Raw genomic sequence first — 14600 nt, forward strand, 5'->3', positions numbered from 1 at the left:
GACGCACGGGGAGTCAAAAACCCGGTTTCTCTGAAAAATCATGGTATCGAACCGAGAGATATTGACGCAGAAACCGGTTTTTTTTGTCTTAGTCCTAAACAAACAAATGAATATAGTAGTTCTCAATCTTCGTGAGGTATGCTCTATGCCCTATGCCCTATGCCCTATGCCCTATGCCCGCTTATCAAGCGTGTACGTCATGTTACTGAGAAAGGCTATATTAGATTCTACTTTTCAACATTCGATCGAGCTTTTGCAAAATAAAAATAGCCGCGGCCACACTCAAAGCCAAACCCAACCAAAAATTATCCGCCGCCCATTTACCTCCATCCAAAGCCAAACCACCTAGCGGCGGCCCGATTAAATAGCCGATTGCCCAACACTGAGAACTAACCGCCAAATACACGCCGCGCAAAGACTCCGGCGCTAAATCCACCACCAAAGCAGAAGCAAAAGGCGTATAAGTAACAGTCGCCAGCGACAAAAAGCTCAAGCCTAAAACAGCTAAAAATAGATTGCCAGTGGCAGCCATTCCCGTCAAGCCGATCGCGATAAATCCCATTCCCCATAGCAGCGCAGAAATCATCAAAGCTTTCGAGTGGGAAAATGGTCTCAAAGCTTTAACAACCGGCAGTTGCAAAGCCACAGTTAAAAACGTGCTAAAAGCAAACAAAACGGTAATTGTACCTGTTGAAAAGCCTTTTCCCGATGTCCCCACCGCCACAAACTTGCTAAAGTACAGCGGCATTGTGGTTTGGATTTGGGAAATATATAATGTGAACAGAGTATTTACTAAAGCATAAACTAGAAGACTTCGATCGCTCAGCGCCACCATCCAGCCATTTTCCCGATTTTTTTTGCCTTTATCCGCTGGATTAGCTGGTTTGTAGGTTTCAGCGATCGCGATCGCCACCACCGCAAACAGCACTAAAAACGAGATACCATCAATAATAAAGAGCGATCGATAATTCCCCGTTACAGCAATCAACAAACCGCCCAAAATAATCCCAACTTGCAAACCCAAATTATCAGCAAGCCGCGTCAAAGCAAAAGCCTCCTGTCGCTGTTCGCCCTCAGTTAAATCCGCCACCATCGTCTCGGTTGGAGGCCAATACAAACCCACACCAAAACCCATCAGTAAATTGCCCGCAATTAAGCCAAAGAAATCATTAGTCGCCGCCAGTACAAAAGAAGCGGCAGCCGAAATAATTGCCGCCAGTAGTAAAGTTCGGCGCCTTCCCCAAAATTTAGAATCGCAAAAAGAACCGCCCAAAATTCTGCCGAATATTCCCGAAACTGAACCGCTACCCAAACCAATCCCAACAGCAGTAGCAGATAAACCGACGCGATCGACAAAAAATATCGGCGCGTAAAATAAAGTAAAACCGGTGCCGCTTTGGGAGAGGAATCTGCCGGCGGCAAGAATCCAGACTTGAGGGGGGAGACGGGGCAACCAAGAGGATAATTGAAATTTAGGCATATACAGTTAAATTAGGAGTTATTTCTGGACGCAGAAACCTGGTTTTTTATAAAAAATACGTTACGGTGTTTAAAGAGTTAAAAACCGATGTCTTTGGTCGCAGTGCATAAGTCCTGTGAGTAATTATTAATTTATTCCGTACTTTTTCCGAATTAGTATTAGTTAACCGAGGTGAGGACAAACATAAGTGAGCTTAACAATTCTTCAGCGTCTGTTACAGAAAAGTTACCATTAATTTAAAAATACTTAACACGATTTTAGAAAAAAGTTAGTTAAACTCTAGAAAAGGCAGAAGAAAATTTTAGAGGGAATTATATGACAGCTATTACAACATCAAGAGTGGAATCAATCAAACCGCGCTGGCAAGCAATTGTCATGGTTGCCCTAATTTTCTGGCTCAGCGTTAGCCTGATTTTGGATCTAGTAATTATGCCCAGTCTCTACGTATCTGGCATGACGACATCACCGGAGTTTGCAACAGCCGGCAATTTAATGTTCTGGGGATTCAACCGCGTTGAGTTAATCTGTTCGGGCGTGGTGGCAACGGGTTTGATGGTTTTGAGCAATTTAGTTGGTGACTTCGGCAAGCGCAGCCGCACAGCAATCTTATTATCATTGGTACTTCTGACGATCGCCCTGATTGACACCTACGCCCTGACACCTCAAATGAGCGCCTTGGGAATGCAGCTAAATCTGTTCGATTCTGCAGCAGAAGTGCCCGCCGGGATGAATCTACTGCACCAAGGCTATTTTGCATTGGAAGCGCTGAAGTTAGCTGTCGCCGGTACGCTGCTAGGCTGGTGCTACCAAAACCAAGTTTAATCGACACAATACTCAGAGGTTGAGTGCAGAAAAAAACTCAACCAGCAGCGGGGGGCGTGAATTCACGCCCCCCGCTAATTTTTTAAATTTTAGCGATCGAAAACGAGCCTTGAATTGCAGCCCTTCTGTATTCATCGGCGTTAATCTGTGTTTATCTACCCTCATCTGCGGTTAAAAAAATAGAATGTATTAACCGCAGATGACAATGGATTGAGGCAGATTCACGCAGATATCAAGAAGAGAGATAGGAATAATTTCGATGCTAACAAATTTGAGATAACTATATTTGCAAGTTTTTTGACCGCCCAAAAACGGATACTTGCGAACGATTACTGTTGTGGAGAGAGCAAAATTTTAGACTCTTGTTCAAACTCCCAGATTCATCTGTGGAGTAAATCTAAAATCTAAAATCGACCGACGGCAGCCCTACTCGGATGCTTCCGGTAAATCTGCTTTTGGCCACAGCAAGCGCAAGCCCATCACCGCAAATCCGATCGCCGCGAGTCCCTTTACCAGTCGTTCCGGCAACACCTCAGCCGTGCTGAAGCCAATGCCCACACCGATTAAACTTGCCAGCAGCAGCGCCGACGCCGTACCGAAAAATACAGCCCGCGGCGAGTTACAACTACTACCCAGGGCGATCGCAGCTAATTGACTTTTGTCTCCCAATTCTGACAAAAACACTGTAATAAAACTGATTCCCAAAAGTTGCCAGTCCATGTTTTTTTAGTTCTTAGTTAGCTATTGTAGAAATCTACGACTTACCGACAGGCAGACAATTAACCCAGCACTTCCCACAGCAAAACCGCCGAAATTGCCAGCAAAATCACTCCGGCTGCTCTCTCCAAAGTTCTCGGAGCAATCCGACTAGCCAGCCACCTTCCCAGCAACACCCCCAGCAAACTGGTGGCTATCAAAGCCGAACCCGCACCCGCAAAAACGATCCAAGGATTTCGAGATTCAGCCGTCATCAACAAAACTGCGAGCTGAGTTTTGTCTCCAATTTCAGCTAAAAAAATAGTTGCAAAAGTCGAAGCAAAAATTGCCCAGTGCTTCGACTTCAGTTTCTTTTGTTCCTGACAAATATCGGGATTTACAGTCACTGAGAGTTCAGCGGGCTCCGGGGTTAAAGCAGCACAAATATCAGTAACCTCTTTTATTTGTAGTTGTACCTGTTGTGGCAAATCATAATTGAGGTTTACTGAGTCAGAAGCAGACAAGCTTGGCGGAACAGAATCAAGTTTCACAGGCAATGAGTGCTAAAAGCTATTTATTTTTGACTTGTACTTTTGATTCTAACTCTCTCTGTGCCTGCTTTTACCAAACCAGGGTCATCTTTTTCCCCCAATATTTCAGCAACTGATTCCTGGAACCACTCACCGCACCCACAAAGGGATACAAGCCCCCAGATTTATCTGTCGAGTCAATCTAAAATCTAAAATCTAAAATCTAAAATTGACTGGCTGACTGGTTCATGTGCCGTAAGTTCGATCGCCCGCATCTCCCAAACCAGGTACAATAAAGCCCTGTTCGTTGACTATTTCGTCGATCGTTGCCGTGTAAATCATCAAACTCGGGTACTCTGCACTCAGCCTCTTCAAAGCCGGAGGAGCAGCCACCACAGAGATAATCCGAATCAAGCTCGGGTCAATTCCCCGTGCAGTCAATTCCTGCATAGTCGCTATAATCGTCCCGCCAGTCGCCAGCATCGGCTCGCTAATTATCACCCGCGTTTCCGGGTTAAACTGCGCCGGCAATTTGTTCAAATAACAAGTCGGTTCCAGGGTCTCCTCATTTCTTGCCATGCCGAGGTGGTAAACCGAAGCCAGCGGTACAACCGTCTGAATTCCTTCGAGCAGTGACAAACCCGCCCGCAAAATCGGTACCACAACTAACGGAGCTTCTGGGTTGATAAAAGTCGCCGGACATTCGCCCAAAGGAGTCTGCACCGTTGTTTCCACTGTAGGCAGCCATTCTCGAATCGCCTCGTAAGCCAGCCACCGTCCCAATTCTGTCATCGCAGAACGAAAAAGTACCGAGGGGGTGGCGGCGTCGCGGGCAACAGCCAGCCAGTGTTTAATTAATGGATGCGGAGGAACGTAAACGCGCAGTTGCAGGGACATTAGGAAATTGGGGAGATTGCTAGGTTTGAGGGATTTTATGCGGTGCGATCGATCTTCTTTGAGGGCTTCCCCAACGGGCGATCGATCGCTCTGTGCAACTTATCACATCCTTGATGGCGCATACAAGCCAGAGATTGAGTTAGAACCCATTCGCCGATCGACCTCCATCAGCTTATTGAAATATTTTTCCAATAGTATTGACATTAATTAGCAACAAGGCTATAGTAATTTTTAGTGTTCTCCTCTCAAAGGATCGGCAGACGGGGGCAGTCGGCAATGGTAGACTGTTCCCGCATTTTTTTGGGAAGCAGGGGCATCGGGCATCGGGTATCGGGCATCGGGCATTGGATATTGGGCATTGGGCATTGCCGAACTTCGGTCTTCCTGACATCCGTTACATCTGCTACAAATCTCTTGCCGAACTTCTTGCTTCGGGAGCGATCGACTGTAAAATCATAGAAATATTAAGATTTTTAACCTAATGTCAGCTCCTACCCAATCCCAGTTATTTTCTCCCAACTCCCGCCCTACACAGCAAGAGTTTGATGTGATTGTCATCGGTTCCGGCATTGGTGGACTCGTGACAGCCACCCAGCTAGCGGCTAAAAAAGCCAAAGTTTTAGTGCTCGAAAGCTATACAATTCCGGGGGGTAGCGCTGGATATTTCGATCGAGAAGGCTACAGATTCGATGTCGGCGCCTCCATGATTTTTGGTTTCGGACAGCGTGGCACCACCAACCTCCTAACCCGCGCCCTGAAAGCAGTTAACGTCACCCTAGAAACTATTCCCGACCCCGTACAGCTTCACTATCACTTACCCGACGGCTTGGAACTTGAAGTTCCCCAGCCTTATGACAAATACTTGCAAGAATTAACAGACAGGTTCCCTCACGAACGCGAAGGAATCCAAAAATTTTACGGCGAATGCTGGAACGTCTTTAACTGCCTCAACGGCATGGAATTGCTATCCCTAGAAGAACCCGGATATCTCGTCCGAGTCTTTTTTCAGAATCCTTTAGCCTGTTTGGGATTAGTAAAATATCTGCCTCAAAATACTGGCGACATTGCGCGGCGCTACATAAAAGACCCTACTTTGCTGAAATTTATCGACATGGAATGCTACTACTGGTCTGTAGTACCTGCCGACTTGACGCCGATGATTAATGCCGGAATGGTATTTTCCGACAGACATTATGGTGGCATAAATTATCCCAAAGGCGGAGTCGGTCAAATCGCCCAAAAATTAGTAGAAGGATTAGAAAAATGTGGCGGGCAAATTCAATACAAAGCTAAAGCGAAAAAAATTATCACAGAAAACGGCCGCGCTGTCGGAGTCGAGCTAGCAACTGGCGAAGTTTACCGGGCAAAGCGCATAGTTTCTAACGCCACGCGGTGGGATACTTTTGAGAAATTGCTGCCGACCGAAGAGATGCCCGCTAGCGAGAAGAAATGGCAGCAGCGCTATCAAAAAGCCCCCAGTTTCTTGAGTTTGCATTTGGGAGTGGAAGCAAGCGTAATCCCTGCTGGTAGAGCCTGCCACCACATTTTGTTAGAAGAGTGGGACAAAATGGAAGCGCCGGAGGGAACAGTTTTAGTGTCAATTCCGACCGTACTAGACCCGGATTTAGCTCCCGCAGGATATCACATCGTTCACGCTTTTACTTCGAGTTGGATGGAAGAGTGGGAAGGACTTTCGCAGCAGGAATATGAGGATAAAAAAGAAGAGGCTGCAGGGAGAATTATTGAAAGATTAGAAAAGATTTTTCCCGGTTTAGACGCCGGTTTGGATTATATGGAAGTTGGGACAGCGCGTTCTCACCGCCGCTTTTTGGGGCGCGAAGATGGAACTTACGGGCCGATTCCGCGACAGAAGCTAATGGGTTTGCTGGGAATGCCGTTTAATCGAACTTCTATGCCTGGTTTGTATTGTGTGGGCGACAGTACGTTTCCCGGACAGGGTTTAAATGCGGTGGCGTTTTCTGGGTTTGCTTGCGCGCACCGAATAGCGGTTGATTTGGGTTTTTAGTGGTAATGGTAGGGTGCGTCAGATTGTTCGCTTGAAATACGACATAAAATGTGAGGCTCCGGGGCAGCCTACAAAAAGACTAAAAACCCGGTTTCAGGGGAGAAACCGGGTTTTTAACCTCAAAATTAGTGTTTTCCATTCTTTTAATGAGTTTACTGGTCGTAGCTGCCGCCGACGCCGATTTGGGTATTGTAGATTTTCGCATCTGTGATGGTCATATCTTCCATTGAGGCGCCGGATACGTCAGCGGTGTTAATGATTGCTGCGGTCAGATCTGCCCGATCGAGGTCTGCGTCATTTAAACTGGCATTAGTCAGGAAAACTGCGGTCAAGTTAGCACCCGTCAAGTTAGCACCCGTCAAGTCAGCACCTTCGAGGTTGGCCTGAGATAGGTTTGCTCCTTGCAAATTTGCTTCTCTCAAATCAGCACCAATTAAATGAGCTCCCTTTAAATCTGCTCCAGACAAGTCGCACTTAAAACATTGCCCGGTTGACAATAACTGTTCGACGTGAACGGGATTTTCAGCCCGAGCCGGTCCTGCCAACACTAGGGGAGCAATTAAAAAAGTAGCGGCTAATAGATTGCGTTTCATAATCTCTTTTCCTCACAGACTCTGTATTCAAGTTCTTGTCTTGATATCTACAATCGTACCATGGTTGTTTTCGCAAGTTGCGATCTAATTCACACATTGGCTGTGATATCGATTGCCCTCAACAACGCATACATGGTCTCGACCAGCTTGCAAAACTTTATTTCGCAAAACTTAACACTGCCGAACTTAATACAGTGCCTTTTTGTAGTAACCTTTTCTAGGTTAGCTAATACAGCAAACAGATGCGTCTTTCTGAAGAGGGAGATGATTCGCAATGCTATGGATGATTTTAGCCGATAATCTTATCGCAAAAAGTTCACAACAAATACATTATTTTTAATAAATGTGTCACGGGATAGAAAATTTAACTTAAAATAAAGATAAGCTTCTAACTTTATAGGTAGAAGAAAAGCAGTCACTGGCCCGATCCCCAGCCCGAGCTCTGCTGCATTTTTAACAATAAATTTTAATTAGGTCTCACCAGCGCCGTAAAAATCCACCTAGTGCTTGGAAATCAGCACTTTTTTGGAATGTCGCAGAGTCCACGCGATCGCAAAACTCAATTAAATATGCTCAAAAACGATTCATCCAAGTATCTGCCAACCTTAGCTCAAGTAATAGACCGCTACCCCTTGACAGTGGCGCCCGATACCCCACTAGCAGAAGTAATTACCCTGATGGGCCAACGGCGCCCAAGTTGCTCTCTAAACGCAGTCATTCCACCAACCGATATCTATCAGCCACTAACAGAAATCGTAAATCCGCCCACCTCAAGTGCATTCAGAGACGCGACAGGTATCTGCGTCTTTGTCGTGGAAAAATCACTCTTAAAATTATCCTCGCACTGTGATCCACATTCTCAATTGCAAGGAATCTTCACAGAAAGGGATCTTGTCGATTTGATTGCCTCGGGCAAAAACTTAAAAGGTGTCACCATTGCACAAGTGATGAGGCAGCCGACAGCAACTCTGACAAAATCCGAGACTCAAGACATTTTCAGCGCCCTAATTCTGCTGGGGCAACGAAGAATTAAGCATTTGCCAATATTGGATAGTGAAGGTCAACTATTAGGAGTAATTACGCCGGAAAGCATTCGCCAAGCCATGCTTAAACCGGCAAATATCTTAAAAATGCGGCGCGTGAAAGAAGTAATGACCGCACAAGTCATTCAAGCGCCTCGCTCCGCGTCAGTTAGGAGTTTAGCCGAGTTGATGGCGCAGCACCGCGTTAGCTGCGTAGTAATTACGGAATCAACAGAATTATCGAGGGATTTACCGTTCCCAATTCCAGTAGGTATAGTCACAGAACGGGATATTATCGAATTTCAAGCTTTAGATATAGATTTGTCGCAAACGATCGCCCAAACTGTGATGAGTACCCCCTTATTTAGCCTCAAGCAAGAAGACTCGCTGTGGGTAGCTCATCAGGAAATGCACCAGCGTTTAGTCCGTAGGTTGGTAGTAACGGGGGAACAGGGAGAACTCCTGGGAATAGTTACTCAAACCAACATACTGCGCGTACTTGACCCGATGGAAATGTCCGGGGCGATCGATGTTCTGCACGATTCAGTGACAGAAAGAACTAGGGAATTGCAACAAGCGATCGCCTCCCTCAGCTTGACTAACGCCAGACTAGAAAGCGAAATTGCTATCCGCGTTAGGGCCGAGGCCAGACTCCACCTTTTAGAATCTGCTGTAGTGAACGCTAACGACGCAATCGTGATTATGGATGCCGGAGACAGCGATATCTCCGACCCCACCATCATCTATGCCAACGAAGCTTTTACCCAAATGACGGGCTACCTACCCGAAGAAATCATCGGACAAACCCCCAGTTGCTTGCGCGGCCCAGAAAGCGACCCCACCCAAGTCGCTAAAATTCGCCGTGCTTTCTCTCGCCGAGAACCCCTACGCCTGGAATTGATTAACTACCGCAAAGACGGTTCAACTTATTGGGTGGAACTCAACAGTGTACCCATTGCCGATACCTCCGGGAACGTTACCAACTGGGTGTCGGTGCAGCGAAATATTACCGATCGCAAGCGCATGGAACAAGCATTTTTTGAAGAAAAAGAACTCGCTCAGGTAACACTACAATCGATCGGCGATGCCGTCATTACTACTGACGCCGACGGCTGCATTTCCACCCTGAATCCAGTTGCCGAAACACTCACGGGTTGGTCTACATTGGAAGCTAAAGGTTTGCCCCTCGCCAGCGTGCTGAGAATAGTTGACGAAACTACCAGGCTGCCGATCGAAAATATCGCCGAAATCGCTTTGTCCGAAGGTCGGATTGTTGACCAAGGGCGCAACAATTTGCTGATTGCCCACAACAACACCGAATTTGCGATCGACCACTGCGTCGCCCCCATCCACGCTAGCAGCGGCGAAATTGTCGGCGCCGTCGTTGTGTTCCGAGATGTCACCCAAGTGCGAACTCAAGCGCGGCAACTCACCTGGCAGGCAACTCATGACCCCCTGACGCAATTAGTCAACCGCCGGGAATTTGAGTACCAGCTAGAGCACGCCCTACACGGCGCTCAAGGTTACGGGCAAGAACACGTGATGCTTTACCTGGATCTCGATCGCTTCAAAATAGTTAACGACACCTGCGGTCATGCGGCAGGGGACGAACTACTGCGCCAAGTCAGCCAGCTATTTAAAAGCAATATCCGCAAAACCGATATTTTGGCGCGTTTGGGTGGCGATGAATTTGCCGTACTCCTGTACCATTGTCCCGTCGAACGAGGATTGAATGTTGCAGAATCGCTGCTGCGAAGCATTCAGCGATTCCGCTTTGCGTGGCAGGATAAAACTTTTTCGATCGGCGTCAGTATCGGTTTGGTAGCAATCAATCCCAAAGCAGCCTCGACATCTGCGATTTTGAGCGCGGTCGATATGGCTTGCTACGCTGCTAAAAATAAAGGTCGCAACCGGGTACAGGTTTATCAAGCCGGCGATCAAGAATTAATCAAACAGCATGGCGAAACCGAGTGGGTGGTGCAAATTCATCAAGCTTTAGAAGAGAATCGCTTTTGCTTGTACTCTCAGCCGATCGTACCTTTGCTCAACTCTCCAACCACCGGAACCCACTGCGAAATCCTCCTGCGCCTCCAGTTGGAAACTGGTGAGTTGGTGTCGCCGATGGCGTTTATTCCGGCAGCCGAACGCTACAACTTGATGCACGCGATCGACCGCTGGGTAATTAGCACTTTATTTAGCCATTTATCTAAAATTTTCACGGCCAATTTATTAGTCCAAAACCCTGGGGTAGGCAGCGATAAAATAGTTACCTTCCCTGCTTGCTCTCTTTCTGAGCTGCAATCGTCATTTGGCAAATATCCCAACCTTTATTCCATCAACCTTTCTGGGGACAGCCTCAACGAAGAAAAGTTTATCGAGTTTATTCAGGAGCAGTTTTCTATCCATCAAATACCGCCGCAAATAATTTGTTTTGAAATTACCGAAACCGTTGCCATTGGTAATCTCAGTAAGGCAGCCAGCTTGATTTGGCAACTCAAAGAACTAGGCTGCCAGTTTGCCTTGGACGACTTCGGCAGCGGGATGTCTTCCTTTGCTTACCTAAAAAGCTTGCCGGTTGATTATCTCAAAATAGACGGCAATTTTATTAAGCATATTGTAGACAATCCTATTGATGTCGCAATGGTGGAAGCTATTACCAAAATCGCTCACGTCATGGGAATTAAAACTATTGCCGAGTATGTTGAAAATCAAACAATTATGGATAAACTCAATGAACTTGGGGTAGATTACGCTCAAGGTTATCATTTGGGCAAGCCTCAACCTTGTAACTTCACATCTCCTATTTTCGAGGAAGTTTTGGGGGAGTTTCCTGTTAATTCTTTGGCTTTTGAGGCTAAGCTGGCTTGTTGAATAAGGAAGTTCGGCAACGAGCAAGCAAAGGGATTTAACCGATTTAAGGGAGGGATGTTGAGGGAACAAGGAAAAGGGAGATGTTAAGTGGTGATCTCAATTCCCCATTCCCCCTTTTTTCATTACCCATTACCTTCTAAAATTGTTTCCGCTGCTTCAATGTACTGACTGTCTAACAGGAAAGCACCTTTTTCAAAGCGAATTCCCCAATAATTGCCGGGACGCCGATCGATCACAACGCCTTCAGCGCCGATCGCAATTAAATTCGCTGGCCGCAGCATCGGCATCGGTTCGGCAGTTTTAACATAAGGCGGCATCGCCACAACTCGGACTTTTTGACCGACTGTAAATTCTTTTTCCATGAATTTTATTTCCTAAAAAAACACAGCGATAAAGGAATTTTGACAAGAAATGTTTTTGTTTAATTGATTGATTGATTAGGGATGGATAATAAAATGGGTGATTCTGAAGCATTATCAAGGGAATTACCGCAAAATTAGTGATATTTTAGGCTGCCATCTTCGTTATATTCAAGTTCATGATATTTTCCCCCTAACCCTAAGTCATGAAGACATCGCTGGTAGTTTTTGGCTCCCATATCGAAAGGGTTAGTCCTGTTCAATCTGGCCCATTCAGCTATCGTTAGCTGGTTAGTTACCCCTGAAGCATCGGCTACGGTTTTGACAATCCAATCAAACATTTTTTTTCCTCTAAGCTGTATCTCACTCTACCTCTCTATATTAGCTATATATTCACCTATGGCAATCAAACATTTTTTTCCTCTAAGCTGTATCTCACCCCTAACTCGGACGATCGCCCGTAACACGCCTGACCGATCGCGCTACAATTGTCTATTGGGATGAAAACGGCCGATCTAAAAGTAGGGGATAGTTGTTATGGCTACAAGTCGTCGCATTGAGCGCGTAGCTTCAATGATTAAGCGGGAAGTCAGCCTGATGTTGCTGAACGGCATTAAGGACGATCGGGTAGGTGCCGGTATGGTTAGCGTTACTGAGGTAATTGTTTCTGGAGACCTTCAGCATACAAAAATTTTTGTCAGCATCTACGGTACTGATGAGGCGAAGGCTGAAACTATGGAAGGTTTGAAATCTGCTACTAGCTACGTCCGCAACCAGTTGGGCCAACGATTGCAACTGCGCCGGACGCCGGAGGTGATTTTTCTGGAAGACCGTTCTTTGGAACGGGGCGATAAAATGTTGATACTGCTGAATCAGCTTTCTGCAGATCGCAAACCGGGTATGTTTGATGACGAAGAATTGGCCGATGGCAATGAAAATGATGATGATGATTTAGAACCAGACGAGGATTAGGTCTGAAGGTAGTCAACAGCCCAAAGTCAACAGTCAACAGTCAACAGTCAACAAACAATTCCTAATTTCCCATGATTGACAATCTTTCCTTACCCGAACTGGTGGCCCAGATGTTCGTGGTGCGCGCTTCTGGCTGCTTGTTCGACCACCAAATTCGCTATCCCGAATGGGAACCAACTGCTAGCAAACTCCGCTATTATCTGGAAAAGTTGGGCGTCGGCGGGGTGATTTTGGTCGGGGGAAGTGCTGCGGAGTTGGCAGTTCGATCGCACCAATTGCAGTCTTGGGCTAAGTTTCCGCTACTGCTGGCTGCTGATATTGAAGAAGGTGTCGGCCAGCGGTTCGCGGGGGCGACTTGGTTCGGGCCGCCGATGGCAATTGCTGAAATTGCGCCGCACGATGCAGGTAAAGCCGATCAATATGCTGAACAAATGGGCGCTGTCACTGCGATCGAAGCTAGGGCGATCGGTCTAAATTGGATTCTCGCACCGGTGGTTGATGTTAACAACAATCCCGACAATCCTGTGATTAATGTCCGCGCTTTTGGCGAGACACCGGAAATTGTCGGGAAATTAGCTGCTGCTTTTATTAGAGGCGCAGGTGAGCACCCGGTTTTGACCACAGCTAAGCATTTTCCCGGCCACGGCGACACGGCGGTTGATTCTCACTTGGAATTGCCGGTTTTGCCACATTCGCCAGCGAGATTGACTGAGGTTGAGTTGCCTCCTTTTGTTGAGGCGATGGCTGCTGGGGTCGATGCTGTGATGAGTGCTCACTTGCTGATTCCGGCTTGGGATGCTGAGTTTCCTGCTACTCTTTCTCGCAAAATTTTGATTGGGAAGCTGCGAGAAGAGTTGGGATTTGAAGGTTTGATCGTGACGGATGCTTTGGTGATGGGTGCGATCGCCAATAAGTACGGCGCTAATGAAGCTGGTGTTTTGGCTGCTGAGGCTGGTGCTGATGTTTTGCTGATGCCGCTTGACCCGGAGGGGGCGATTCTCGCTGTCTGCGAAGCTGTCACTCAAGGGCGACTTTCAATTTCACAAATCAAGGAATCTGTCAACCGCATTTGGAAAGCGAAAATAAAGGTGGGTATGTTGATTTCGGACCCCCCCCAACTTGTTAAGGGGGGGAGCAAGAATTTACAATCCTTGGAGTCGATCGACTTAAGTTTGCTGGCAAACCCACAGGCAAGGGCAACTGCTGCCGATATTTTGCGAGATTCTTTGAAATTTGGTGGCAATCTACCTTTGCAGGTTGGAAAACCCCCAGAAAACCAGCTTTTGCGGAATTTGATTGTTGTAGATGATGTTTTGGGGTGCGAGTTTTTGGGCAACCACACTCCGGCGATCGCCATTCCTGAACAGTTTGGTTACGAATTGCAACTGATTGACGATCGCACAGGGGCGATCGCTGATAATACAGGTGCAGAGCATTTTTCTCCGACACTGCTGCAAATTTTCATTCGCGGCAATTGCTTCCGAGGCAGTGCTGGTTTGACCGAAGCAGCTCAAGATTGGTTTAAGAAATTATTAAAAACGGGAGAACTGCAAGCTGTGTTAATTTACGGCAGTCCCTACGTTTTAGAGCAATTTTTGCCACACTTGCCTCCGAGTATTCCTTATGTATTTTGTTATGGGCAAATGCCGGCAGCGCAATCTCTTGTTCTAGAAGTGCTATTCGGCATTGACGGGACTGGTAATGCTTGAGTTGCCGGACTCCTAAATCTTTCCTTTGCTGTTTCCGTCAGGACTTAAATTCATCAACCCGGTTTCTCGCAAGAAATGTTGCCTTTGGTGGCAAAGCATTGAGAAACCGGGAATCGGATGCGGGTTCCTAAGTTCTGAATTGAGCTTTCCAGCAGATCCGCTTCCTAGTCAGGAAAATGTGCTGTTTATCAATATCCTAAGACAGATCCCATCACTTACTGATGATTCGTATAATTTATTTTTATTTACGGCAGTGAATTGTATAGCTGGATACGGACAAAATTTAACTTCCATATTCGTAAGTTTGGACTATATTATTACCAGGGCCATAAAATTTTTTAGTAAAACATTGAGGGCGCATTATGATTCACTCCACTATTCCCCAAATCCAATACTCTTTAGATGTGATCCAAGATGAAGCGCGTCACCTCGTCCACGAGGGCGTACTGAGCCGCCAACAGCCTATATACACGCTTTGCCAATTCATTCCGCCCCGGGAATGGGCTTGTGTAGAGTGCGAATTAGAAAAATGCGACTTCTTGCTGCGCGATCGCATTGCCGACCTGATCGGTTCTGAAAAATGGGACAATGACTAAAGTTGGGTTCTCTTAAATAAGTTTGCA

The 14600-nt window shown here is 46.6% G+C and carries 14 protein-coding genes; 7 read left to right on the forward strand and 7 right to left on the reverse strand.

The window, feature by feature from the left end:
- Positions 1 to 220: 220 nt before the first annotated feature.
- Positions 221 to 1480 (reverse strand): MFS transporter, encoded by a 1260-nt coding sequence (locus tag QUA10_RS07915; RefSeq protein WP_333082114.1) that lies wholly within the window; start codon positions 1478 to 1480, stop codon positions 221 to 223.
- A gap of 315 nt (positions 1481 to 1795) precedes the next feature.
- Here QUA10_RS07915 and QUA10_RS07920 point away from each other — a divergent pair, with 315 nt between their 5' ends.
- Entirely contained in the window at positions 1796 to 2302 is a 507-nt protein-coding gene (locus QUA10_RS07920) for a hypothetical protein (RefSeq protein WP_333082113.1), read from the forward strand.
- Positions 2303 to 2728: 426 nt separating this feature from the next.
- On the opposite strand, the gene QUA10_RS07925 is transcribed toward QUA10_RS07920, so the two are convergent.
- The 3 genes from QUA10_RS07925 to upp form a co-directional block, all read right to left on the reverse strand.
- Positions 2729 to 3022, reverse strand: coding sequence for a TMEM165/GDT1 family protein (locus QUA10_RS07925; RefSeq protein ID WP_333082112.1), 294 nt, complete (start codon positions 3020 to 3022; stop codon positions 2729 to 2731).
- A gap of 59 nt (positions 3023 to 3081) precedes the next feature.
- Positions 3082 to 3549, reverse strand: a complete 468-nt coding sequence (locus QUA10_RS07930) for a TMEM165/GDT1 family protein (protein WP_333074817.1) — start codon at positions 3547 to 3549, stop codon at positions 3082 to 3084.
- 225 nt (positions 3550 to 3774) lie between these two features.
- Positions 3775 to 4425, reverse strand: coding sequence for a uracil phosphoribosyltransferase (gene upp / locus QUA10_RS07935; protein WP_333082111.1), 651 nt, complete (start codon positions 4423 to 4425; stop codon positions 3775 to 3777).
- Between the two features lie 37 nt (positions 4426 to 4462).
- On the opposite strand from upp, the gene QUA10_RS07940 reads away from it, so the two are divergent.
- Together QUA10_RS07940 and crtH are read left to right on the forward strand one after the other, a co-directional pair.
- Positions 4463 to 4636, forward strand: coding sequence for a hypothetical protein (locus tag QUA10_RS07940; protein ID WP_333082110.1), 174 nt, complete (start codon positions 4463 to 4465; stop codon positions 4634 to 4636).
- Positions 4637 to 4906: 270 nt separating this feature from the next.
- On the forward strand, positions 4907 to 6451 hold the full coding sequence (crtH, locus tag QUA10_RS07945; protein WP_333082109.1) for a carotenoid isomerase: 1545 nt from the start codon (positions 4907 to 4909) through the stop codon (positions 6449 to 6451).
- 152 nt (positions 6452 to 6603) lie between these two features.
- Here crtH and QUA10_RS07950 read toward each other — a convergent pair whose 3' ends face one another.
- Entirely contained in the window at positions 6604 to 7044 is a 441-nt protein-coding gene (locus tag QUA10_RS07950; RefSeq protein ID WP_333082108.1) for a pentapeptide repeat-containing protein, read from the reverse strand.
- Between the two features lie 530 nt (positions 7045 to 7574).
- Here QUA10_RS07950 and QUA10_RS07955 point away from each other — a divergent pair.
- A complete protein-coding gene (locus tag QUA10_RS07955) occupies positions 7575 to 10937 on the forward strand; it encodes an EAL domain-containing protein (RefSeq protein ID WP_333082107.1) in 3363 nt (1120 codons plus the stop codon).
- 122 nt (positions 10938 to 11059) lie between these two features.
- Here the strand turns inward: QUA10_RS07955 and sipA are convergent, their stop codons facing one another.
- Together sipA and QUA10_RS07965 are read right to left on the reverse strand one after the other, a co-directional pair.
- Entirely contained in the window at positions 11060 to 11299 is a 240-nt protein-coding gene (gene sipA / locus QUA10_RS07960; RefSeq protein WP_333082106.1) for a regulatory protein SipA, read from the reverse strand.
- A 134-nt stretch (positions 11300 to 11433) separates the two neighbouring features.
- Complete coding sequence (locus QUA10_RS07965; RefSeq protein ID WP_333086217.1) at positions 11434 to 11637, reverse strand: hypothetical protein; 204 nt, start codon at positions 11635 to 11637, stop codon at positions 11434 to 11436.
- 196 nt (positions 11638 to 11833) lie between these two features.
- Between QUA10_RS07965 and rbfA the strand changes: the two genes are divergently transcribed.
- The 3 genes from rbfA (at position 11834) to QUA10_RS07980 (ending at position 14573) form a co-directional block, all read left to right on the forward strand.
- Entirely contained in the window at positions 11834 to 12268 is a 435-nt protein-coding gene (gene rbfA / locus QUA10_RS07970; RefSeq protein ID WP_333082105.1) for a 30S ribosome-binding factor RbfA, read from the forward strand.
- Positions 12269 to 12339: 71 nt separating this feature from the next.
- Complete coding sequence (locus QUA10_RS07975; protein ID WP_333082104.1) at positions 12340 to 13977, forward strand: glycoside hydrolase family 3 N-terminal domain-containing protein; 1638 nt, start codon at positions 12340 to 12342, stop codon at positions 13975 to 13977.
- A gap of 362 nt (positions 13978 to 14339) precedes the next feature.
- Positions 14340 to 14573: a DUF4327 family protein gene (locus QUA10_RS07980; protein WP_333057778.1), complete on the forward strand. Its 234-nt coding sequence runs from the start codon at positions 14340 to 14342 to the stop codon at positions 14571 to 14573.
- Positions 14574 to 14600: the final 27 nt, after the last annotated feature.

Origin of the sequence: Microcoleus sp. Pol8_D6 (assembly GCF_036700965.1) — a bacterium.
In the GTDB taxonomy this organism is placed as follows: domain Bacteria; phylum Cyanobacteriota; class Cyanobacteriia; order Cyanobacteriales; family Microcoleaceae; genus Microcoleus.